This is a genomic window from Roseiflexus castenholzii DSM 13941, assembly GCF_000017805.1.
Taxonomy (GTDB): domain Bacteria; phylum Chloroflexota; class Chloroflexia; order Chloroflexales; family Roseiflexaceae; genus Roseiflexus; species Roseiflexus castenholzii.
Genome location: NC_009767.1, coordinates 2,271,763 through 2,293,843 on the forward strand (window position 1 = coordinate 2,271,763; position 22,081 = coordinate 2,293,843).

At 59.2% G+C, this 22,081-nt stretch carries 20 protein-coding genes; 13 read left to right on the forward strand and 7 right to left on the reverse strand.

The window, feature by feature from the left end; all coding sequences use genetic code 11:
* Nucleotides 1-137 precede the first annotated feature (137 nt).
* From RCAS_RS09080 to mnhG, 7 genes are read left to right on the forward strand one after another with little or no spacing between them, the layout of a single operon-like run.
* The gene (locus RCAS_RS09080; RefSeq protein WP_041331884.1) at nt 138-2,510 is read left to right on the forward strand and encodes a putative monovalent cation/H+ antiporter subunit A; all 2,373 of its coding nucleotides are present in this window, start codon (nt 138-140) and stop codon (nt 2,508-2,510) included.
* A gap of 11 nt (nt 2,511-2,521) precedes the next feature.
* A complete protein-coding gene (locus RCAS_RS09085) occupies nt 2,522-2,938 on the forward strand; it encodes a Na+/H+ antiporter subunit B (protein WP_012120287.1) in 417 nt (138 codons plus the stop codon).
* Between the two features lie 4 nt (nt 2,939-2,942).
* Nucleotides 2,943-3,290, forward strand: coding sequence for a Na+/H+ antiporter subunit C (locus tag RCAS_RS09090; protein WP_012120288.1), 348 nt, complete (start codon nt 2,943-2,945; stop codon nt 3,288-3,290).
* Between the two features lie 43 nt (nt 3,291-3,333).
* Nucleotides 3,334-4,830, forward strand: a complete 1,497-nt coding sequence (locus RCAS_RS09095) for a Na+/H+ antiporter subunit D (RefSeq protein ID WP_041330492.1) — start codon at nt 3,334-3,336, stop codon at nt 4,828-4,830.
* 9 nt (nt 4,831-4,839) lie between these two features.
* Nucleotides 4,840-5,310 (forward strand): Na+/H+ antiporter subunit E, encoded by a 471-nt coding sequence (locus tag RCAS_RS09100; protein ID WP_012120290.1) that lies wholly within the window; start codon nt 4,840-4,842, stop codon nt 5,308-5,310.
* On the forward strand, nt 5,310-5,573 hold the full coding sequence (locus tag RCAS_RS09105; protein ID WP_012120291.1) for a monovalent cation/H+ antiporter complex subunit F: 264 nt from the start codon (nt 5,310-5,312) through the stop codon (nt 5,571-5,573). Before RCAS_RS09100 ends, RCAS_RS09105 begins: the two co-directional genes overlap by 1 nt.
* On the forward strand, nt 5,570-6,001 hold the full coding sequence (mnhG, locus tag RCAS_RS09110) for a monovalent cation/H(+) antiporter subunit G (protein WP_012120292.1): 432 nt from the start codon (nt 5,570-5,572) through the stop codon (nt 5,999-6,001). Before RCAS_RS09105 ends, mnhG begins: the two co-directional genes overlap by 4 nt.
* A gap of 488 nt (nt 6,002-6,489) precedes the next feature.
* On the opposite strand, the gene RCAS_RS09115 is transcribed toward mnhG, so the two are convergent.
* The 4 genes from RCAS_RS09115 to RCAS_RS09130 are packed head-to-tail and all read right to left on the reverse strand — an operon-like array spanning nt 6,490 to nt 13,033.
* Entirely contained in the window at nt 6,490-8,067 is a 1,578-nt protein-coding gene (locus RCAS_RS09115; RefSeq protein ID WP_012120293.1) for a class I adenylate-forming enzyme family protein, read from the reverse strand.
* A 56-nt stretch (nt 8,068-8,123) separates the two neighbouring features.
* The gene (locus tag RCAS_RS09120) at nt 8,124-8,612 is read right to left on the reverse strand and encodes an acetone carboxylase subunit gamma (protein ID WP_041330494.1); all 489 of its coding nucleotides are present in this window, start codon (nt 8,610-8,612) and stop codon (nt 8,124-8,126) included.
* Between the two features lie 16 nt (nt 8,613-8,628).
* A complete protein-coding gene (locus RCAS_RS09125; protein WP_012120295.1) occupies nt 8,629-10,842 on the reverse strand; it encodes a hydantoinase B/oxoprolinase family protein in 2,214 nt (737 codons plus the stop codon).
* Between the two features lie 43 nt (nt 10,843-10,885).
* Complete coding sequence (locus tag RCAS_RS09130; protein WP_012120296.1) at nt 10,886-13,033, reverse strand: hydantoinase/oxoprolinase family protein; 2,148 nt, start codon at nt 13,031-13,033, stop codon at nt 10,886-10,888.
* A 162-nt stretch (nt 13,034-13,195) separates the two neighbouring features.
* On the opposite strand from RCAS_RS09130, the gene RCAS_RS23290 reads away from it, so the two are divergent.
* Complete coding sequence (locus tag RCAS_RS23290) at nt 13,196-14,131, forward strand: AraC family transcriptional regulator (RefSeq protein WP_012120297.1); 936 nt, start codon at nt 13,196-13,198, stop codon at nt 14,129-14,131.
* 281 nt (nt 14,132-14,412) lie between these two features.
* Complete coding sequence (locus RCAS_RS25090) at nt 14,413-14,565, forward strand: hypothetical protein (RefSeq protein ID WP_157042597.1); 153 nt, start codon at nt 14,413-14,415, stop codon at nt 14,563-14,565.
* 14 nt (nt 14,566-14,579) lie between these two features.
* Here RCAS_RS25090 and RCAS_RS09140 read toward each other — a convergent pair whose 3' ends face one another.
* From RCAS_RS09140 to RCAS_RS09150, 3 genes are all read right to left on the reverse strand, one after another.
* Nucleotides 14,580-15,890: a TrkH family potassium uptake protein gene (locus RCAS_RS09140; RefSeq protein ID WP_232280217.1), complete on the reverse strand. Its 1,311-nt coding sequence runs from the start codon at nt 15,888-15,890 to the stop codon at nt 14,580-14,582.
* 47 nt (nt 15,891-15,937) lie between these two features.
* Nucleotides 15,938-16,606, reverse strand: coding sequence for a potassium channel family protein (locus tag RCAS_RS09145; protein ID WP_012120299.1), 669 nt, complete (start codon nt 16,604-16,606; stop codon nt 15,938-15,940).
* A gap of 86 nt (nt 16,607-16,692) precedes the next feature.
* Nucleotides 16,693-16,923, reverse strand: coding sequence for an Lrp/AsnC ligand binding domain-containing protein (locus RCAS_RS09150; protein ID WP_012120300.1), 231 nt, complete (start codon nt 16,921-16,923; stop codon nt 16,693-16,695).
* 404 nt (nt 16,924-17,327) lie between these two features.
* Here RCAS_RS09150 and RCAS_RS24515 point away from each other — a divergent pair, with 404 nt between their 5' ends.
* From RCAS_RS24515 to RCAS_RS09165, 4 genes are all read left to right on the forward strand, one after another.
* The gene (locus RCAS_RS24515; protein WP_011956813.1) at nt 17,328-17,498 is read left to right on the forward strand and encodes a hypothetical protein; all 171 of its coding nucleotides are present in this window, start codon (nt 17,328-17,330) and stop codon (nt 17,496-17,498) included.
* Between the two features lie 154 nt (nt 17,499-17,652).
* Nucleotides 17,653-19,425, forward strand: a complete 1,773-nt coding sequence (locus RCAS_RS09155; RefSeq protein ID WP_012120301.1) for a long-chain-fatty-acid--CoA ligase — start codon at nt 17,653-17,655, stop codon at nt 19,423-19,425.
* 106 nt (nt 19,426-19,531) lie between these two features.
* On the forward strand, nt 19,532-20,743 hold the full coding sequence (locus RCAS_RS09160) for a CpXC domain-containing protein (protein ID WP_012120302.1): 1,212 nt from the start codon (nt 19,532-19,534) through the stop codon (nt 20,741-20,743).
* 1 nt (nt 20,744) lies between these two features.
* The gene (locus tag RCAS_RS09165) at nt 20,745-21,911 is read left to right on the forward strand and encodes an iron-containing alcohol dehydrogenase (protein WP_012120303.1); all 1,167 of its coding nucleotides are present in this window, start codon (nt 20,745-20,747) and stop codon (nt 21,909-21,911) included.
* Nucleotides 21,912-22,081 lie beyond the last annotated feature (170 nt).

The following is a 22,081-nucleotide window of genomic DNA, read 5'->3' on the forward strand; positions in this document are numbered from 1 at the left end:
CAAAGTTTGTCGCTGTAAGAGGAAAGAGTACCCTGTCGGTGCGTCGCTGAAGCATGATATACTGGAGAGTGTAAGGGATTGCGGGGGCCGGAGTGGGTAGAACGCTTCGGACCCCGTGCTGTTTCTGAGTAATGCCGATGCTGACTGCGGTTCTTTCAGGATTTGGCGGCGCCATTGCGGCGCCGTGGCTGCACCGGGTTGCGCCGCGCTCTGCCGGATGGATTATGGCGCTGCTGCCGTTTGCGTTGATGATCTACTTCATCAGCCTGGTTCCGACAGTGGCAGGCGGAGAGACGTTGCGTTTCAGTTATGCATGGGTTCCGAGCCTGGGGATTAATCTGTCGTTTCGTATCGACGGGTTGAGTCTGCTTTTTGCGCTGCTGATTACCGGCATCGGCACGCTGGTGATGATCTATGCCGGCGGCTATCTGGCGAATGATCCGATGCTGGGACGGATGCTAACGCTGCTGCTGATCTTTATGGCGGCCATGCTCGGCATCGTCACGTCCGACAATCTGATCGGTCTGTTCGTCTTCTGGGAACTGACGACGATCAGTTCCTATCTGTTGATTGGTTACAAGCACGAGTACGAGAAAGCGCGCAAGGCGGCGTTGCAAAGCCTGCTGGTGACCGGCATTGGCGGGCTGGCGCTGCTGGCGGGGTTTGTGCTGCTGGGGCAGGTCGCCGGGACGCTGGAGATCAGCGATTTGCTGACGCAGGGCGCTGCGGTGCGCGCGCACCCATTGTACGGCGGCATCCTGGCGCTGGTTTTGTTCGGCGCATTCACCAAATCGGCGCAGTTCCCGTTCCACTTCTGGCTTCCCGGCGCGATGGAAGCGCCGACGCCGGTCAGTTCGTATCTCCACTCGGCGACGATGGTAAAGGCCGGCGTCTTTCTGCTGGCGCGGCTCAACCCGGTGCTCGGCGGCACGGAAGCCTGGCAATGGTTGCTCACCGGCTTCGGGAGCGCCACCATGATCGTCGGTGCGTTGCTGGCAGTGCAGCAGACCGATCTGAAGCGTATTCTGGCGTACACCACCGTTTCGGCGCTGGGCACGCTGGTGGCGCTCATTGGCGTCGGCACGGACGATGCGCTCAAGGCGGCGATGGTCTTTACGCTGAGCCATGCGCTGTACAAAGGCGCGTTGTTCCAGGTTGCCGGGTCGGTCGATCACGAGACCGGCACGCGCGACATCACGAACCTTGGTGGGTTGCGCGCTGTGATGCCGATCACGGCGGCAGCCGGCATGCTGGCTGCGGTTTCGATGGCCGGTTTGCCGCCGTTGTTTGGGTTCATTGCCAAGGAAGTTCAGTACAAGGCAAACCTGGAAGAGCCGATCCTGATTACGGTCGCGCTCTTGACGAATATGCTGACCGTTGTCGCCGCCGGTTTGGTATCGTTGCGCGTGTTCTTTGGTCCACCGACGCAGACGCCGAAGCACGCGCACGAAGCGCCGTTGAGTATGCGGATGGGTCCGGTCGCGCTGGCGCTCGCGGGGCTTGGCACGGGATTGTTCTCGGTTCAGATCGGCAATGCCCTGATTGGACCTGCAACCGGTTCGGTGATCGGGAAGACAAAGGAGATCGAACTGCTCCTGTGGGCCGGTATTGAAGGCGCAGCCGGTCAGGCGCTGGTGTTGAGCGTGGTCACCCTGGTTGTTGGTGCAGGGTTGTATCGGGCGCGGGGTATCTTCGCGCGCTTTGCCGCCGCTACTGCGCCGCTGGCGTCATGGGGCGCCGAAGGATGGTATCAGCGCGCCGTCGATGGCATGCTCGCGCTGGCAGCCTGGCAGACCCGGTTGCTGCAAAATGGCTATCTGCGGTTTTATATCGGACTGATCATCGCCACGGTGCTGGCGCTGACTACATTCACGCTCGTGGTTGGGCGGGTCGTGATTACTATTCCGGCGGATTGGGCTGATGTGCGTGTGTATGAACTGATGGTGGCGCTGATCATCATTGCTGCCACAACGTTCGTCATCCGTGCGACGTCGCGCATGGCCGCCGTTGTTGGTCTGGGATTCGTCGGCTATGGCACGGCACTGGTTTTCCTGCTGTTCAGCGGACCCGATCTGGCAATCACGCAGTTTGCCGTCGAGACGCTGGTAGCCATCCTGTTTGTGCTGGTCGTCTATCGTTTGCCGCGCTTCAGCAATCTTTCAACCGCAGGCGCGCGAGTGCGTTCCGCAGGGCTTGCGATTGCCGGCGGCGCGCTGATGACCGTGCTGACCCTGATGGCGCTCGCATCACCGACCGAGTCGCGTGTGAGCGGATTTCTGGCAGAGAATAGTGTGCCACAGGCATTTGGTCGGAATGTGGTCAATGTCATTCTGGTCGATTTTCGTGGGTTCGATACAATGGGCGAAATTACGGTGCTCGGCGCGGCAGCCATTGGAATCTACGCCCTGCTCAGGCTTGTGCCGGCGTCTGAGCATGATGAGCAGAAGGGCGCTGATGCGCAGACGGGCAATGGCGTTCCGCGTGAGCGCACCGAGACGATCGATGTCTGATGGAGTTGCCGATGCACTCATTAATTCTGGCGACCGCAACCCGCCTGTTGTTGCCGTTGATGCTCATTTTCTCAATCTTTCTGCTCATTCGGGGCCACAATGAGCCGGGTGGCGGATTCGTCGGCGGGTTGGTTGCAGGCGCAGGTTTCACGTTGTACGCGGCGGTGTATGGCGTTGCGCAGGCGCAGAACACGCTACGGATCGACCCCAAGCGCTTGATCGGTGCGGGGTTGCTGGTGGCGGCGTTGAGTGCGCTGTTCTCGCTGTTTCTAGGGCTGCCATTCATGACCGGGCTCTGGTACAAAGAAGCGTTGCCGGTCATCGGTAAAGTCGGCACCCCGTTGCTGTTCGATGTTGGCGTGTACCTGGTAGTGGTTGGTATTACCGTCACGATCATGTTTACGCTCTTCGAGGTGGAGGGGGAGTAGCGCTATGGAGTTCATCTGGGCGATTGTCATTGGTGTGTTATATGCTGCGGGGCTTTATATGATTATGCGACGCAGCGTTGTGAAAATTGTGCTTGGGCTGGCGCTGCTTGGCTATGCGGCGAACCTGCTGATTTTCATCGTCTCGCATGTGACGCGCGGCAATCCGCCGCTGGTTCCCGTCGGCGCGGAAGCGCCGATCGCGCCCTATGCCGATCCGTTGCCGCAGGCGCTGATTCTGACGGCTATCGTGATTGGCTTTGGGGTCCAGGCGTTTACTATTGTGCTTTTCCGGCGCGCCTATCGGAGTTGTGGCGCGGATGATATTGATGAGTTGAGGACGACCGAGCAATGAAGCAGGGTGGATGGTGAGCTGTGCATTGTTCTGAGAGATGGGTATGGATGTTCTGTTAGTGCTGCCGGTGCTTATTCCGTTCATCACCGGTATTGTCATGCTCGTATTCTGGGGGCGACGCGACATTCACCGCGCCTTGAACGTCGTTGGCGCGGCGCTGCTGCTGGTTGCCGGCATTGCGTTGTTGGATGGTGTGTCGCGCAATGGCATTCAGGCGACGCAGTTGGGCAACTGGCCCGCGCCGTTCGGTATTTCGTTCGTCGCCGATCTTCTCAGCGCCATCATGGTGGTCATCACCGGATTGACGGCGCTTGCAGTCGCTGTGTATTCATTGGGCAGCATGGATGAAGCGCGCGAGCGGTTTGGCTACTATCCGTTGTTGCACATCATGTTCATGGGCATCTGTGGCGCGTTCCTGACGGGTGATATTTTCAATCTGTATGTCTGGTTCGAAGTGCTGCTGATGTCGTCGTTCGTGCTGATGGCGCTGGGGGGCGAACGGGCGCAACTTGAGGGGTCGATCAAGTATGTGACGCTCAACCTGCTCTCTTCAGCACTCTTCCTCAGCGCCGTCGGAATCCTGTATGGCGCGGTTGGCACGCTCAATATGGCCGACCTGTCGCAGCAGTTGTCGCTTCTCAATCAGCCTGGGCTGGTGACGACGCTGGCGATGCTGTTTCTGACGGCGTTCGGCATCAAAGCCGCGATCTTTCCGCTTTTTGCCTGGCTGCCGGCATCGTATCACACGCCACCCATTGCGGTTTCGGCGATCTTCGCCGGTCTGTTGACCAAGGTTGGCGTCTATGCATTGATCCGGGTATTCTCGCTGTTGTTTGTGCAGAACATTGCGCTCACCCACGGATTGATCCTGGCGCTGGCGGGTTTGACGATGGTGACCGGGGTGCTTGGCGCGGTGGCGCAAAATGAGTTCCGCAGGGTGTTGTCGTTCCATATCATCAGCCAGATCGGCTACATGATCATGGGGTTGGGGCTGTTCACGTCGCTGGCGCTGGCGGGAGCAGTTTTTTACATCATGCACCATATTATTGTGAAGATGAACCTGTTTCTGGTGAGCGGCGTCGTTCATCGCCTGCGCGGGTCGTATGAACTGAAAGACCTTGGTGATGTCTACAAGGTGTATCCCTGGCTGGCGATCCTGTTCCTGATCCCGGCGTTTTCGCTGGCAGGCTTTCCGCCACTCTCTGGATTCTGGGCGAAATTGATGCTGGTGCAGGCTGGATTGCAGGTCGAACAGTATGTCATTGTTGCCGTATCGCTCGTCGTCAGTTTGTTGACGGTCTTCTCGATGACCAAAATTTGGGCGGAGGCGTTCTGGAAGAAAGCGCCGGCGCCGACCCAATCGAATACGCAGAGTCTGGCATTCATGGTCGTTCCGGTCGTCGGGTTGGCGCTGGTGACCGTCGTGATTGGGTTATCGGTGCAACCGTTCTACGATCTGGCGCAGCGCGCCGCCGATCAACTGCTCAACCCGGCGGAGTACATTGCAGCGGTGCAGAGTGCGTCGCTGGCGCTCCGGTGAGGTGCCATCATGTTTTTGTTGAACATTTTGCTGGCGATTGCCTGGAGTGCGTTGACCGGTCAGTTCACGCCGCTTGATCTGGCGTTTGGCTTTGTGCTTGGATACGGCATTCTCTGGATACTGCGCCGGCAACTGCGCGGTGAGCGCTACTTCGTCAAGGCGCCGCAGATGGTCCGTTTTGTGGTCTACGTACTGTGGGAAATCATTCTGGCGAACCTTAATGTGGCGCGCGTTGTGCTGCTGACGCCAAAAGAGCGGATCAAACCCGGCATCGTCGCTATTCCGCTCGACATTCGCTCCGATGCGGAAATCACCATGCTTGCCAATCTGATCACGCTGACGCCGGGCACGTTGAGCCTTGATGTGGCTGACGACCGCAGTTGCCTGTATGTGCATGCCATTGATGTTGGCGACCCGGAACAGTTCCGGCGCGGGATTAAAGAAGGATTTGAGCGTTTAGTGTACGAGGTGTTCAACTGATGGTGCAGATAATTGCGCTCTGGGTTGTGCTGCCGCTGCTGAGCATCGCGGTTGCGTTGCCGGTCATTCGCCTGGTGCGGGGACCAAGCCTGCCGGATCGCGTGGTGGCGCTCGATGTGATGGGAACGATTGCCATTGCGATTTTCGCAGCGTATGCGCTGACCAATAGCAAGCCTGCTTTTCTCGATGCGGCGCTGGTGGTCGGGTTGATCGGCTTTATCGGGACAATCGCGTTTGCGTACTATACGGAGCGGCGGATATGATCGGCCTGATTCAAGAGATCGTCAGCGCTGTGCTTCTCGTGATCGGAACGCTCCTGCTGCTGCTGGCGGGCATTGGTATCGTGCGCATGCCCGATATTTTCCTGCGTATGTCGGCGGCGTCGAAGGCGTCGTCGCTTGGCGCCGGATGCGTGTTGCTGGCGGTCGCGGTGTCGGCGGCTGATATTGCGATCACGGTGCGCGCGGTCGCGGGGGTGCTCTTCCTGTTCCTCACTGCGCCGGTGGCCTCGCACATGATTGGGCGCGCAGCGTATATGATCGGCGTTCCGCTCTGGAAAGGGACGCTCGTCGATGAACTCAAAGGGCACTATGATACGCGCCGCCACACGCTGCGCGGTGTCGATGACGCCTCTCCGCGTCCGCAACGCGGCACTGGCCCGTTGGGGGATGTGCGGGACGCGGGCAGGTGATGCCAGTGATGAGTGACGAGTATTTGTAGTTTGTAGATCGGAACATGGGAATCCACTCAGACCACGAAGGATTACAAAAAGAGAGAGTGCAGTGCTTCGTGCTTTTTCGTGCTCTTGGTGGAAGAAAAGAAGTGCATCCACGAAGGTCACAAAGGAGCACGAAGCGCGGGAACTGTGATAAAGTCTTATTCAAGGACGCGGAGGTGCAAAGGGTTTTTGGATTAAGCGCCTCTACGGATGGCAGAGTGTTGAGCGTCATGCTTCACGCTCTCTCGTGATCTTTGTGGAGAATAATGTGTAGATCGGAACATGGGAATCCACTCAGACCACGAAGGATTACAAAAAGAGAGAGCGTCGTGCTTCATGCTTCGTGCCCTTTCGTGCTCTTGGTGGAAGAAAAGAAGTGCATCCACGAAGGCCACGAAGGGCGCGAAGGGAGGAGACAGCACTGGCATCTCGTCGCGCGATATTCGATCCTGAAGAGTGCGTCATGACTTCGGTCCCGCCTCAGCATCAGGCGAACGGTGCGCAGAGAGACCGGCATACCGTTCGACCAGCCGGTTCTTCTGTATCTTTCCGGTTGCTGTTTTAGGGAAAGACTCCACGAACTCCACGACCTGCGGACATTTGAAATCCGCCAGGTGCGCCCGGCAGTGCTCAATAATCGTTTCGGCGCTCACAGAGATGCCAGGATGAGCAACGATGAACGCAGCAACCTGCTCGCCCCAGATTGGATCGGGTAATCCGACCACGGCCGCTTCCGCCACTGCCGGGTGTCGGTAGAGCACTTCCTCGATTTCCTTGGGGTAGATATTCTCACCGCCCCGGATGATCATCTCCTTCTTGCGCCCGACGATGAAGAAGTAGCCCTCGGCGTCGCGCGAGCCGAGATCGCCAGTGAAGAGCCATCCATCCCGAATGGCAGCGGCAGTCGCTTCGGGATTTTTGTAGTATCCCTGCATCACGTTCGGACCGCGGATGACAATCTCGCCTACGGTCCCCGGCGGCACAGGCTGTCCCTGGTCATCCACAATACGAACCTCCTGACCGGGAAGCGCCACACCAATCGAGCCGATCTTGCGAGGGCGACCGTCCAGTGGGTTGAGCGTACTGACGCATGTGCCCTCGCTCAACCCATACCCCTCCAGAATGAACGCCCGATATATCTGCTCGAAACGCTCGAATACCTCAACCGGCATCGGGGCGGCGCCGCAGATGCATACCCGCAGGCTGCTCAGATCGTACTGCCCGGCATCGGGCAGATTGTTGAGAATGGCGTAAATCGTCGGCACGGCGCTGAAACTGGTGGCGCGGTAGCGCGCTAGCGCTGGCAGGAACTCACGCGGTGAGAATCCTTCCAGGAGAATCAAGGCGCCGCCCTGGTGCAATGCTGAAAGAACGCTGGCGACCTGCGCATTGACATGGAAAAGGGGCAACATACACAGCAACCGATCTGCCTCGCTGATCTGGCAGGCTGTCGCATACGACCAGACATCGAACAGGTAGTTGCCATGCGAGAGTAAGACTCCTTTCGGTCGTCCTGTCGTTCCAGAGGTATAGATAATGCTGGCGATGTCCTCTGGTCCCACGGCTGCGCTGACCGGATGATCGCCGGCAGCGGAGAGACTGGTGAAAGGATGCAGCGTCCGTGTGATCGATGTTTCCGGGACGGCGCCGACAATCACGATATGGCGCAACTGCGGGCATCCGTCGAGCGCCGGAGCGATGATCGGCAGCAGGGTGTCAGCAACGACCAGCACCACGCTGTCGGAGTTTTGCAAGATGTACCCCACTTCTTCGGCTTTCAGGCGCGGGTTGATCGGCACGGCGACGGCGCCGAGCGCTGCACAGGCGAAGAAGATGGTCAGAAACTCGGGGCAGTTGCCGAGTAATAGAGCGACTTTGTCGCTATGCTCCACACCAAGCGCACGAAGTCCATGAGCCGCCTGACGCACCTTTCGGGTAAACTCCGCGTAACTGATCTCCTCGTCGCGCCAGTAGAGATAGACCTGATCGTTTCGGGCAGCCGCCTGTCGTTCCAGTAGAGCGTAGAGTGACGTGTCCATAGTTCCTTATCCGAACTGAACCTGCGGGAAGACGTGCTCCCCGCAGGTTCGGCTGTCTACAACTCGCGCCCCAGCCACTCCCGATAAAATGTTTCCAGATCAGGCTGGAAACTATGAACGATGGGATAACCCGGAGGAACTGCTTCTACTTCGAGCAGGGTCCCATCAAGGGGGTCAATGTACTCGCGCAGCTCCATCCAGCCCGGCGTGCAGTGCATCATTGCCGGGTAGAGTTCTTGCAGGCTTGCCTCGGTATCGCGCACCCGGATGCGCGCTTTCAGCTTCCAGTTCTGACGGTAGTCGCCGAACTCATAGCCGCTGCGACTTTTCGTAACAATGCTCCCATCCGCCTTGCGCACGATAAACAGGTGTGGTCCCAGCGGCAGAAGGATCTGGTCATCCCATGGAACCCGTTCCTGTAACACGGCGATGTATTTGTCGAAGCGGTCGGGGTCTTTGAAGTTGCTCATCATCGCCTTGAGTTGCGGCCATTCCAGCCTGCCGTCAACCAGATCGGCGATGGTCGAGATGTCGTAGTGTGTCATTGCGTTGCTCCACAATTTACAGTGACCAGTCATCGTCCAGTCCCCAGAACGAGCGGAAGTGTGCCGCCCATGTTGGGCTGAGACTCATGCTCTCCTGGTACATTTGCCGCACCGGCTCGATAAAATTCTTCTGCACAACCCTGGTTCGCTGCTGCGCCATCCACTCGTCCACCGGTATGCTCTGCTCGATGCGCTCGCGCCGCATGGCAGCCCGGCGTTCTTCGGTCGCCTCGGCGTCCAGTTCCCATTCACCCGCAGCGTTCTGGAACGCAACCACGCCATAGGTGCTCGCGGCAAAGCGCGGCAGCAGATACCCCTCGTTCAAATCGCGCACCACTGCCGCCGGATCGCGTTCCAGCACATCACCCAGGCCGTTGCCGCCGCGCAGAACGCTCAGATAGAGGTCGTACTCTGCGTGCGGATCGGGCAGGTGAATGGTGCGCTTATCGCGTTCGAGCACGCCTTCGACGTGCGCGACCATCTGGCTGTTCTCAGGGTCCTCGTCGCTGATCGGATACGGCAGTTGGTGGGCGATGCGGCGCGCCATGTCGGTATGCTTGACACTCTGGCGATAGCCGGCGAACGCCGGATAGCCGCCGAAGAGACCTGTGCCGAGGAAGACATTCCCTTCGCCGAGATTGTAGAGCACCTGAGTGGGGGTGTTGTAGACCATTCGAATGGACTCGAAGCCGCTGCCGCCACGGAACTTGCCCGGTCCGAACGAATTGGGACGGATGCGTCGACTAAGGTAAAGCAGTGGTTCGAGGATTTCCCAGGCTTCGACATCGCCCATATCGCCTTCCGGGTTCCACATGGCGGCGCAGGTATCCTCGCCATCCATGACGTACCGCGCCGATGTGCCGCACGAACTCATCTCGAAGTTGGTCCAGGCGCCGGGTTGACCGTAATGATTGGGTCCCCCGCCCTGCGTCATATTCCAGGTGCCCGGGTACCCTGCAATGACCTCTTCCAGGTATCCTCGACCGACATACGCCATGCTCAAGGCGCGGAAGATGCCGGAATAGCCGGGGATGAGATAGACCCAGGCAATGCTGACCGAGCAGAACTTATTATCGGGATTCGCCCACGAACCGTAAGGCAGGTTATTCTGGATGGCGAAGTAGGCGCCATCATTGACTTTATCGTTGGGCACGAGCGTCTGGGTCAGCAACACCCACAACCCGCCCTGCATCGCGCTCGGCGGAGCGTTGAATGAATGGTAGCCCCATTTGCTCGCCCCCTCGAAACTGACCTTGAATTCGCCTTTGGACCCGATCTCCACGGTCAGCGGTGCGTGCATCAACGTGTCTTTCGCCGCCTCTGGCGACAACCGCCCTGCTTCGCCGCCGAACGTCACATCCATAAAACTCGGCACACTGTACGTGCCGGGGATGGTCAACTCCCTGACGCGCTGGACAAACGACCGGCGCCCATCTTCGATCACTTCACGAATAAACCGCTTGTAGGTCTCGATGCCTTCTTCACGGATGACTCGATGGACGGCTTCTTTGATCATCTGGCAACCGGCGATCCGTGTCTGCTGGTCGAGCATCCAGTAGAACGGTAATCGCACGGCGGTCTGACAGCGCAGCACATAGTCGCGGTGCAATCGGTTCTTCGAGCCGACTTTTTGCGCTGAAAGCATGAAGCCGTCTTCGTAGCGATGGATTGGACCCATCGGCATGCCGGAGGGCAATGGTGCGCCGACATCGATCACATGAGTCACACCAGCCGCCCAACCAATCAGTTCGCCCTCCCAGAAGATCGGCAGAATATCCTGGACATCGGCGTTATGCACATCACCAATGAAGGCATCGTTGTTGCAGAAAATGTCGCCATCTTCGATGCCGGGATTCTCTTCGTAGTTGTTGCGGATCATCCACTTGATCGCGTCGGACATAGTATGCACGTGGACCATGATCCCGGTCGAGAGGGTGATACTGTCACCTTCGGGGGTGTAGAGGGCGAAGCAGAGTTCGCCGATCTCGCGCACGATAGGCGATGCCGAGATGTTCAGCGCCGTCTCGCGGGCATTAACCATGCCGCCGCGTAAACGCGAGAAGAGTTTCTCGTAGCGGATCGGGTCTTCTTCCTTGAGCGTCAGGCGTTCAATGCCGTAGTAGCGCCCGGTTTCGGCAAAGAGGCGCTCACTCTCTTCCAGCATTGATCGAAGCGTTCGCCCGTTCCAGCCAATGCCGGCACTGGCAGTCGTATCGGTCATGATGGTCATAGTAACGTCTCCTTTAGCAATGTGCGATCATGGGTTCTACGCCTTATGCCGGCCGCATATGAAAAATGTCATTCCGGTCCAGCCACACCTGTCGATCGGGCGGGACGACCAGCGTACACGCCGGCGCTTCGATAATTGCCGGTCCGACGATCCGGTTGCCAGCGTGCAGGCGATCCATCGCAAAAATCGGCGTGGGGACCCAGGCGCCCTTCCAGTAGACCTCGCGGATGCTGATCTGCGCTTCTGGATCGGGAACGATTCCTGTCTCGGCACGGTGCGGCAGCGCAGGTTTTTCCACGTCCACCGAGCCGGTCATGATCGCCCGGGTCGCCAGATAGCCGAAATCGGGCGTGCGCGCTGCGTTGTAGTAGATTTTGGCATAGAGGTCATCGAAAGCGCGGAGCAACTGAAGAATATCGCCCGGTTCCTCGATCCGTCGTACCGGCGAACGAAACTCCAGATCGTTGAGTTGCCCGTAGTACTGCATGCGGATGGCCGGTTTGAAGTCGATCTGCTCGCGGGAAATGCCGCTCTTGGCGAACTCGGCGGCCACTTGATCGGCGAGAGCGTCCCATGCGGCATTGATCACCGCGCCGAGTTGCATTCTGGCGGTATCGTCGATGCCGGGGAAAATCGGCAGGTCAATCGAGCGATCATAGCGATACTCAAAATCGCCGCATGCACATCCGAACGCCGAGAAGCCCGGCGCCCAGGTGGGGATGAGCACATCTTCGAAGTTGAGTCCTGCCGAATATCCGCCCACGTGCAGCGGCCCGCCGCCGCCGTAGGAGAGTAATGTATAGTTTTCAGGACCGTATCCCTTGCCAATGATCCGCCCCAGCAGATTGTTCTTCAGATTATCCTCAAACAACTCGATCACGCCCGCTGCCGCAGCATACACATCAAGCCCGAGTGGTTCGGCGATCTGTTGCTGAACTGCCGCGATTGCGCGCTGCCGGTCGAGCCGGACTTCGCCACCCAAGAAGTTGTCGGGGTTAAGATAGCCGAGCACGACATTGCAATCGCTGATGGTGACCGTATCTACACCCCCTTCCGGGTAACAGACGCCAACTCGTGCGCCGGCGCTGTCGGGGCCGATCTCGATGCGACGGTTGCCTGGGTTGACACGCACGAATGAGCCGGTGCCTGCACCAACCGAGTCGATCTGCACCAGCGGAATATTGAGCAAAAAGCGCGCCACATCCGGCACATTCTTGATCTGAAATTCGCCATCGGTGATCAGCGCAATATCGAAGGATGTGCCGCCAATATCGGTGCAGGCGACGTTGTGCACCCCTATCCGTTCAGCCAGATACTTTGCCCCGATGACGCCCCCGATCGGACCGGAGATCAAGGTGCGCGCCAGTTCGCGCGCATCTATCGAGATGGTGCCGCCATGGCTGGCCATGACCCGCAGGTCGAACGTTGCTCCATGGGCGCGGGTCACGTCGCGCACCTTCTGTAATTGTTCCCGTGACGGTTCAGCGGCATAGGCTTCGAGGAGCGTCGCGTTCAGGCGAGGAAAATCGGCGCGCAATGGATAGAGTTCGGACGACAGGTAGATCGGTATACGACGACCTTCCGCTGCCATCACTTCTTCGGCGATCTCTCGCACCCGCTGCTCGTGCGCTGGATTCTTGAAAGAATAAATCAGATTAACGACGATTGAGTCCACGCCCATCGTCAGCAACTGTTCCACGGCTGCTCGCGCTTCGTGCTCATAGAGTGGGATGGCGACTTTGCCAAAGACATCAATCCGCTCGCGCACGCCAAAGATGCGTTGACGCGGGACCAACGGCGGGTTGTGGCGATGAGTGACAATGTGGAGACGATCCGAATAGGAGTATCCCAGATAGGTTTGAATCGCGCGCTCCATGCGCAAATAGTCTTCCATCCCGGCGGTGACGATGACTCCGACCTTGCGCCCTTTGCGCTCGAGCAGGCGGTTGAGCATTGCGGTACCGGAGTAGATGCCGCTGACCATGGCGCCGAAGGCTTCTTCGACGCTCATGCCCCAATAGTGCAGCGCGTCGCGCGCCGAGTTGAGAAAGCCAATCGACTCGTCGTGCGGGGTGGTCTGGGCTTTGCCGACGACAAATTCTCCACGTTCATTGATGATGAACGTGTCGGTCATCGTGCCTCCAGCATCAATGGCCAGAATGCGTGGACGAGACCCCATGCCGTTGCTCATGCGGTGCGCTCCTTTGCTCACTGCGAGTGATATGAACTTTGAGGATCGTGGGATCTCTGGTATTATGACAGGAAATCCCCCTGGATGCATGACTCAGAGTGAACGTTTTTTGTCTGTGCGTGCGCAATTTCCGCGTCCGAATTCATGCGCAATGGAGAGAACGTGGAGCGACACAACGATGTGGAGCTGGCCCTGTGGAGCTACGGGGCAGTTGAGGTGGCATGGCTGGAACAGGCTATGCACTTGGCGCCTGCGTCGCCGTCCGCAATGCGCGTTGCGGCACTGTTTGCTCAGGGAGGGGTGGTACGCATCAGGGGCGCAGCGGTGGAACGCATCAACGGTTCTGATCCCCTGGCGGGGACGAAGACATACCAGGGGAGCACAGCCTCTGACCGAGATCGCAGAGGAATCGCTGCGCCTTGTTACGATGGTCTCGAACTCGAACCAGGCGCCGGATGGTTGTGGAGCGGGCGCGCGCCGCTGACGATTATGCCGCACCCTCCCGGAGGCGCGCTGCTGGCAGTGCTTCCGGCCACGACACTAATGGCGCGGCTTGGCAACGTGGATGCGCTGACGGGGAGGATTCTGTCGGTTGTGCAGGGATGCGGCGCTGTCTGCGTTCAGTTGCTGTCAGCCCTTGTTCTGCAGGCGCCACTGCTCAGCGCCGGACAGCGCCTGATCCTGGGAGACGGCGCTCTCGATGCAATCATCGTATGGCTGCGCGGTGAGCAGACCACAGACGATCACCTGTCAACACGCCGCCGTGAGTTGCTCAACGCAATCTACTCCTACATTGATCATCGTCTTGAGGATTATCAACTGTGCCCGCGCGTTATTGCCGACCGATTCGGTGTCTCCGTTCGCTATCTGCACATGCTCTTCGCGGCGACCGGTATCACCGTCACCCGCTGGATCACCATTCGCCGTCTGGAGGTCATTCGGAGCGAATTGCTCCGTTGCGGCGGCGACCACGGCAGCATCCGCGACATTGCCACACGTTGGGGCTTTCACGATCTGTCGCGCTTCAGTCGCGTCTTCCGGCAGCACTTTGGCGAGCCGCCGTCGGTTTATGTACGTCGGCGTGTGGGGATAAGGTGAAACGATAAGGGTTGCACATCTATCAGGCGTGCGTTGATGGCTCGGACGGAGGCTTCCATGCGTGCGGTCGATAACGCTTCCCCATAGCATCGCGCAGCTCGCGCTGCCTTCCACGCGCCTGATGGGACCGTTTTGCGATTGGGCGACGATCTTCCAGAGATGGAGTATCGACGATACTCTTTGTCGAGACGGGAAATCTTTCCCAACGTCTTCCGGGATGCTCTGCCCTTCCTTCCTGACGCGCCTGCCAGTATGCTCAAAGAAAAAGGAGGGATATGAGTATGGCACAGTCTTCGCCCGACGTTCACGTGACATCGCTCCCGATCGCTCGCTCGCTGCCCTTACAAGTGGCGCAAGTGATTGCGGTGCTGATCACCGCTGCGGTCCTGATCGGGTTGACCTTGCTGCTCAACACGTTTGTCTTCAACGCCTGAAATGGCAGCCAGCGTCACCCGATGAGCACTTGCTCCTCCGGGTATGTCACCAGTTGCGGGCGCTGGTGCGCCAGCGCCACAACCAGCGTCAGAGCGCCCAACCGGCCCCAAAACATCATCACACAGATCACCAGTTGACCAAAGAGGTTTAACTCGCCGGTCAATTGTAGTGACAAGCCGCAGGTCGCAAACGCCGATACCACCTCGAACAGAGCATCATCGAGCGAGGCCTCGTGCGTGATCAGGATCAACCAGGTTGCCGTCAGCACCACCAGGAGCGACACCGTCAGAATGGCGGCTGCCTTACGCACCGTCTGCGGCGCCAGGGTGCGCCCGCCAATCTGTGGTGATGCCAGGCCGCGCGCATAGGCGCCCACTGCCAGCATCAACACTGCAAACGTCCCTGTCGTAATGCCGCCTCCCATCGATGCCGGCGCACACCCGATGAACATCAGCACAATCGTCAGTAATCGACCGGCGGGGGATAACTCATCGAGCGGCTGAAAGGCGCTGAATCCGGCAGTGCGCGTCGAAATTGACTGAAAGAGCGCCAGCGCAATCTGGCGCTCCAGCGACTCGTTTGCCAGCGGATGACCGGGTTGTTGTTCGGTCAGAAAAAGCCCGCCGGCGCCAATCGAGACCAGCGTGAGAACGACGGTCAGCGTGATGCGCGTATGCAGAGAGAAGCGTATCCGCCAGAACGTGAGCAATTCCGCCAGCACCGGGATGCCCAACCCGCCGAGGAAAATGAGCGTCCCCAGGATCGCCAGTGAGGTGCTATCGTTGGGAATGCCGTAGGGGTGCTGCGGCAACCCGCTGAACAGGTCGAAACCGGCGTTGCAAAAGGCGGAGACCGAGTGAAAGATCGCATACAACAGAGCGCGTTCCGGTCCCAGCATGTCGCGCCAGTGAATCCAGAGCAAGGCAGCGCCAATCGTCTCGATCAACAAGACCGTCAGCAGCACGCGCCGCACCAGTTGCACAATCGCGCCGGGCACCAGCAATCCCATCGAGTCGGTCAGCGCCAGGCGATCGGTGAGGGTGATTCGTCTTCCCAGCAACTGAAAGACAATGACCGCCATGACCATAAACCCGACGCCGCCGATCTGGATCAGCAGCAGCAGCACGATCTGACCGGCAAGACTGAGATCGGAGACCGGAGTGATGATAGACAGACCGGTGACACTGAGTGCTGAAACCGCAGTAAAGAGCGCCTCATTCCATGTGAGTGGACGTTGAGCGCCCATCCATGGCAGCATCAGGGTCAGCGTGCCGACCGTCACCAGGATCGCCAGCCCGATCACCAGGCGCAACGCAGCCGGCATAGGACGCGGCCGATAAGAGGAGCGCACCGATGATCGCGGCGACAATCTCATTTCAGCTCGGCAATCCGTGCAACGCTCTGATTTTCACCGATGACCGCTAGCAGGTCGCCATGCGCAAAGGTAAAATCCGGCGCCGGAAAGACCGTCAGATGCTCGCCGCGTTTGACTGCCAGAACCGTTACCCCGTACCGGCGACGTAGATCACATTCGCGCAATGTGTGGCCGACGAACGACGACGGGACGCGCAATTCGGTAATGCTGTGTTCGACACCCAGCGCAATCTGGTCGACCATGCCCGGCGCGGCGAGTTCCTGCGCCAGACGGCAGCCAGCTTCGTGCTCCGGCAGAATGACGCGGTCGGCGCCGACCCGCAGCAGGATGGTGCGTTGGCGATCGGTCGTCGCTTTGCAGATGACGTGGGGCACACCCAGAGATTTGACCGCCACGGTCGTCAGCAGGTTCGCCTCGAAGTTCGATCCGATAGCGATGACAACGGTATCGAAGGAAGGAATATCAACGGCGCGCAACGCATGCTCATCGGTCGAGTCAAGCGCAACGGTTTGGGTCAAACGATCGGCAAGTGATTGGACGATTGCGCGGTCGCGGTCGATCCCCAGAACGCTGAACCCGCGTTCGGCAAGCGTCAATGCCAGACTGCTGCCGAATCGCCCAAGACCGATCACGGCAAACTCGGGTTTTCCGTTGAGGCGCGGCACAGTCTTACCCTGCTCACATGGCGTCGAACAGTCTCAAAATTGTACCATGCCTGGTCGCGCGCATCCGGGCTGCTGCGTTCCCGCATTCAGATCGCCAGGCATGTTACCGTGCGCTTGATCCCCGGAATGCCATGCAGTTCATTCATCACCAGACGACCGATATCGCGCTGGTCGGGCACTTCGATTGTCACGATAATGTCGTATGGACCGGTCACCGGATCGGCAAGCGTGATGCCCTTGATGGCGCGCAACGTGGCGAGCACGGAGCTCACCTGGCCAGCTTCGGCTTCGATCAGGACATAGGCTCTGGCAAGCATGACGCACCTCCGCCTTTCTCTGTGCCTGGACGAAACCCGTCCTCGTGGAGAAGATGCGCCTGACAGGAACGGTTGGTCATTGTGATGGCGCCTGTTGAGAGTGTCGTCGACTCTCCAGTGAGTCGGGATCGACCAGTATGTATTATAGCACAACAGTGTTCTCAGCGCGGCTACGAGCCGAACCCGATGAACGGTCTCATGGGGTCGGGAACCACAGCGTCGCATCTGTCGCTCCGCGCGCTGCTGCCCCGCTCACATCGACTGACAGCGCCTATACGTTCCATAGATAACGCGCCGCGTTCAAAAGCAGTTGACGCCATGGCGCGCTATGCGGTATCATACCGATGCACCTGTTTTCGGCCGTGCACAGTGAGGCTTAGGATATTGCGAGAGGAGTTTCGGCCATGCGCAACGTTGTGGGCGCACTAGCATTTCTTATCGGACTGGGTATTGGTATGATCGGCGGAGCGGCGCTGCTGGCATACGCCTATCAGGCGGCCGGTCTCTACCCGCCCGATGATGCCACTATCAAATTTATTGCGCGTGAGCGCGGTTGGTTGCGCGACGACGTCTAGTGTTGCGACTCGAAGGGAACGCAGCTGCCAGGTGCGAGTCGCCTGGCAGCGCAGCAGAGGAAGGTTCGTTCGACGGCGCTGATCCGTCTGGTCGGAGTGTGAGTGTCAATGGGGTCTGGTGCGCCGCCTGACGCCATGCAAAGGAGCATGAACCATGAACAACAGTGTGGATCGACCCTGGTTTGCGAGTTATGAGCCGAATGTGCCGCGTTCTGTCGAAATCCCCAACGTCACGCTGAACTACTTTTTGGCGGAGAGTACGCGAAAGTACCCGTACAACACAGCGACCAATTTTGTGTTGAGCTACCTGGCGCGCGGTCTGTACACCGTCGGTGGCAAGATGACCTACCAGAAGCTCAACGAAATGGTCGATCGCTTTGCCAATGCGCTCTATCAACTGGGGGTGCGCAAGGGCGATCGCGTCGCGTTGATGCTGCCCAATTCGCCACACTATGTGATTGCGTTCTTTGCGTCAATGCGCATTGGCGCGATTGTCGTCAATAACAATCCAACGTACACTGCGCGTGAACTGAAGCATCAACTGGTCGATAGCGGCTCTGAGACGATTGTGCTGCTGAACCTGTTCTATCCGCGGTTGCAGGAAATCCGTGCTGAAACGCCGCTCAAGCGCGTGATTGTGGCGCATATCTACGATACGCTTGGTCCGCTGTCGCGCTTCCTGGTGCATGCCAAACAGAGCAAACAGCCCGATTGGGTCGATGTCTCGCACGACTCGAGCGTCTATCTGTTCCAGCATTTGCTCGAACGCTATGGACCCAATCCGCCAACGGTCGATGTGCAACCCGAGGACGTTGCGCTGTTCCAGTATACCGGCGGGACGACCGGTTTGCCGAAGGCGGCGATGCTCACCCATCGCAATCTGGTGGCAAATACCGTCCAGGTGGCGTCGTGGCTCACAAAGACCGACTATGGCGCCGAGAAGATGATGTGCGCTATTCCGTTCTTCCATGTCTATGGCATGACGGTCGCAATGATCTACGGTCTTTACCTGGGTGGCGAGTTGACGATTGTTCCCAACCCGCGCGAACTCGATCATGTGATGGATGTGATGCAGCGCGAGCGTTCGACCCTCTTCCCCGGTGTGCCGGCGATGTATATTCGGATTGTCAACCATCCGCGCATCAATGAGTATGATTTGAAGTCGATCAAAGCCTGTATCAGCGGTTCGGCGCCGCTGCCCATCGAAGTCCAGGAGAAGTTCGGTCAGATCACCGGCGGACGCCTGGTTGAAGGCTTCGGGATGACGGAACTCTCGCCGGTCTCGCACTGCAACCCGGTGTTCGGTAAACGGAAGAAGGGATCGATTGGCATTCCGCTGCCGGATGTCGATGCGAAGATCATCGATCTGGAAACGGGTGAGGATATTCCGTTCGGGTCGGACAAGGAAGGCGAACTGGTCGTCAAGGGTCCGATGGTGATGAAGGGGTACTGGAATCGTCCCGAGGAGACCGAAGCGACGTTCACTCCCGATGGTTGGCTGCGCACCGGGGATATTTGCAAGGTCGATGAAGAGGGATACTTCTACATCGTGGACCGCAAGAAGGATATGATGATCGCGTCGGGGTACAAGGTGTTGCCGCGCGATGTCGAGGAAGTGCTCTTCACCCATCCCAAGGTGCTCGAAGCCGTGGTTGTCGGCATTCCGCATCCAACGCGCGGTGATGACACGATTAAGGCGTTCATCGTGCTCAAACCAGGTGAGAGTGCAACGCCCGACGAAATTCGTGAGTTCTGCAAGCAGCACCTCGCGCCGTATAAGGTGCCGCGTGAGGTCGAGTTCCGCGCCGAACTGCCCAAGACGATGGTCGGCAAAGTGTTGCGGCGCGTGTTGATCGAAGAAGAAAAGGCAAAACTCGCGGGCGCGCCAGCGATGGAAACCGCAGGTGCGTCGTCTGCCAGAGGATAACGCCGCGCCGTATCGGTAACAGGTGCAACGGAGGTGACAGATGTTCGGGCGGTTGGTCGCACGTTGAGAAGTGCGCCTCGCCTGGCATCTGTCGCCTGTTTCTGGTATGTCGATCTCGTATGCCGAACTTGCTTCGCTGACATGTCCCGTCTGCCGCACGTCGTTCGAGGCGGAGATTTGGACGATTGTCGATGCGCGGGAACGTCCCGATCTGGCGGGTATGTTGCTGTCGGGCGAACTGAACATGGTGACCTGCCCACAGTGCGGTCATCAGGCGGATGCGGGCGGCCCGCTGCTCGTCCACGATCCGGACGGGCGGCGTGTCTATTTTGCAGCGCCTGCCGATGCTCCCGAACATGTGTGGCGCGAACGGGCGCGGGAATTGCTGTATGTGCTGGTCGGCAGCCTTCCCGAAGAAGCGCGTCTTCCTTATCTCGGCGATGTGCAGGTGGAAGTCGAGTCCGGCGGCGTGCGCAAGGCGCTGCTGCGTCGCGGCAGGCGCTTCGCTCCACCTCCGTCGATTGCTCCCAAACCTTCCCGCAATGTTCACACGTCTTCTCCTCCGGTTGAACGATTGGATATCGCTGCCGCGCCCGATGCGGTTGTCGTAGCCATTGAGGAACTGATTGCCGCCGATACCGCTACAGAGGCGGCTGCGGTGGTCAATCGGCATCCCGTCCTTGCGACACCGGATGCCGATGTGGTCATCGAACAACTCATCAGCGCTGCGCGCGCGCACGGGGAACACGACATCGCGCGCGCACTGACCGAGGCGCGGGTGTTGCTCCACGATCTGCGCGCTGGTGTGGCGCCCGGCGATCGGCAGGATACGCGCGCTGCTCCTGCTCTCGCTGATGTCGAAGGAATACGCCTCGCGGACGTGGCGTATCAAGCGTTTCTGCGCACCGAAAGCCTCCCTGCGTTGCGTGAAGCCGTCGCCGATTATCCGGTTCTGCTCGAACCGTGGGCGGACGAGGACCTGGCAGCGCGTGTCGATGCCGCGCTGGACGAGGGGAACGAACATCTGGCGCAGGCGATTGAACTGCGCCGTGATGCGCTTACGCGCCTGCGCGTAGAAATGACCGGCGCTGAAGGGTTGCATCAGGCGATCGATGCGCTATTGCGCGCTGGTCACGAGCCTGATGCGCTCGCGGCAGTCGTTGGCGAGTATCCTGCACTGCTGACCGATGCGGCGCACACTGCGCTGTTCGAACTGGCTGCTGGCGCCCGCGCTCGCGGCGATCACGCGCTGGCAGAGTATGCGGTTGAGTGCCGCGCTTTACTTCGTCGTGTTCGAGAGGGGCTTCAGGAGGAGTGACATGATCGACTTTTTCGAGTACCACATGCGCACCCGATTGATGTACAAGATCGGCCTGGCGCGTGAATTTGCCAATGAAGTCGCGCAACTTGGCGTGCAACGCGCGCTGCTCGTCGCGGATCCCGGCGTGGTGCAGGCAGGATTGCTCGACCGGGTGCGTGGAGGTTTGGAAGGATCTATCGATGTCGTGGGCGCCTTTACCGATGTTCCGTCCGACTCATCAGTGGCGACGGTCGAGCAGGGCGCCGCTGTGGCGCGCGATACCGGCGCTGATGTGTTGATTGCAGTCGGCGGTGGTTCTGCCATTGATACCGCCAAGGCCATGCGCATCCTGCTGACCGAAGGCGGGACGCTGTACGACTATCAGGGCGCCAATCTCCTCACCCGCCCGCTCTTCCCGATGATTGCCATCCCGACAACCGCCGGCACCGGCAGCGAAGTCACCCCGGTTGCGGTTATTCGTGATGAGCAGGCGGAACAGAAACTGTTCTTCCTCAGTCCCTATCTGGGACCGGAACTGGCGATCCTCGACCCGGAGATGACGCGCACGCTGCCGCCGCGTCTGACGGCCGCTACCGGTATGGACGCGCTCAGCCACGCCATCGAGACTTTCGTTGGCGTTGGCGCGAATCCGATCACCGACAGCCTGGCGCTTCAGGCGATTGACATGATCTCGAACTATCTGCGTGCCGCCACGCACAATGGCGATGATCTCGAAGCGCGCGGCAATATGCTGATCGCGGCTGCCATTGCGGGGATTGCGTTTTCCACCACGGGCATCGGTGTGAATACCGGCATCATCCATGCCGCCTCGCACACCGTCGGTGCGGCGTATCACGTTCATCACGGCACGGCTAATTCGATCCTCCTGCCGCACGGCATGCGCTTCAACGCTGCGGTCGTTCCCAACCGTATGGTTCGGATCGCGCGCGCTATGGGCGTTAACGCCGGTGGACGCCCCGAAGAGGATGTCATTGCCGACGGGATCGCCGCTGTCGCCAAACTCGCCGCCGATTGCGGGTTGCCTGCGCGCCTGCGTGATGTCGGTGTGCCGGAGGATGCCTTGCCTGCGCTCGCCGAAGGGACCTTGATGGATGGCGCGATTATGAGCAATCCACGCCCGGTGGAGTATGAAGATGCGCTGGCGATCCTGCGCGCTGCCTACTGAGATCGCCTTCTATTGCACCTGCAATGTTCATACCGGGGTGTCTACAGAAGGGCCCCCCGGTATCCTGATTGACCGTCGCTTTCCCCCTCCGTCCTCTGTGTCGCTATGGTTTCGCCGCGAAGCAGCGTTGAGGCATTCATCGTACCTGCGATACTCCATAGTAGCGTTTT

Excerpts from the sequence above, each read along its gene's own strand:
- RCAS_RS09080 (WP_041331884.1), top strand. The coding sequence starts at position 138 with ATGCTGACTGCGGTTCTTTCAGGATTTGGCGGCGCCATTGCGGCGCCG.
- RCAS_RS09085 (WP_012120287.1), top strand. The coding sequence starts at position 2,522 with ATGCACTCATTAATTCTGGCGACCGCAACCCGCCTGTTGTTGCCGTTG.
- RCAS_RS09090 (WP_012120288.1), top strand. The coding sequence starts at position 2,943 with ATGGAGTTCATCTGGGCGATTGTCATTGGTGTGTTATATGCTGCGGGG.
- RCAS_RS09095 (WP_041330492.1), top strand. The coding sequence starts at position 3,334 with ATGGATGTTCTGTTAGTGCTGCCGGTGCTTATTCCGTTCATCACCGGT.
- RCAS_RS09100 (WP_012120290.1), top strand. The coding sequence starts at position 4,840 with ATGTTTTTGTTGAACATTTTGCTGGCGATTGCCTGGAGTGCGTTGACC.
- RCAS_RS09105 (WP_012120291.1), top strand. The coding sequence starts at position 5,310 with ATGGTGCAGATAATTGCGCTCTGGGTTGTGCTGCCGCTGCTGAGCATC.
- mnhG (WP_012120292.1), top strand. The coding sequence starts at position 5,570 with ATGATCGGCCTGATTCAAGAGATCGTCAGCGCTGTGCTTCTCGTGATC.
- RCAS_RS09115 (WP_012120293.1), bottom strand. The coding sequence starts at position 8,067 with ATGGACACGTCACTCTACGCTCTACTGGAACGACAGGCGGCTGCCCGA.
- RCAS_RS09120 (WP_041330494.1), bottom strand. The coding sequence starts at position 8,612 with ATGACACACTACGACATCTCGACCATCGCCGATCTGGTTGACGGCAGG.
- RCAS_RS09125 (WP_012120295.1), bottom strand. The coding sequence starts at position 10,842 with ATGACCATCATGACCGATACGACTGCCAGTGCCGGCATTGGCTGGAAC.
- RCAS_RS09130 (WP_012120296.1), bottom strand. The coding sequence starts at position 13,033 with ATGAGCAACGGCATGGGGTCTCGTCCACGCATTCTGGCCATTGATGCT.
- RCAS_RS25090 (WP_157042597.1), top strand. The coding sequence starts at position 14,413 with ATGGCACAGTCTTCGCCCGACGTTCACGTGACATCGCTCCCGATCGCT.
- RCAS_RS09140 (WP_232280217.1), bottom strand. The coding sequence starts at position 15,890 with ATGCCGGCTGCGTTGCGCCTGGTGATCGGGCTGGCGATCCTGGTGACG.
- RCAS_RS09150 (WP_012120300.1), bottom strand. The coding sequence starts at position 16,923 with ATGCTTGCCAGAGCCTATGTCCTGATCGAAGCCGAAGCTGGCCAGGTG.
- RCAS_RS24515 (WP_011956813.1), top strand. The coding sequence starts at position 17,328 with ATGCGCAACGTTGTGGGCGCACTAGCATTTCTTATCGGACTGGGTATT.
- RCAS_RS09155 (WP_012120301.1), top strand. The coding sequence starts at position 17,653 with ATGAACAACAGTGTGGATCGACCCTGGTTTGCGAGTTATGAGCCGAAT.
- RCAS_RS09160 (WP_012120302.1), top strand. The coding sequence starts at position 19,532 with ATGTCGATCTCGTATGCCGAACTTGCTTCGCTGACATGTCCCGTCTGC.
- RCAS_RS09165 (WP_012120303.1), top strand. The coding sequence starts at position 20,745 with ATGATCGACTTTTTCGAGTACCACATGCGCACCCGATTGATGTACAAG.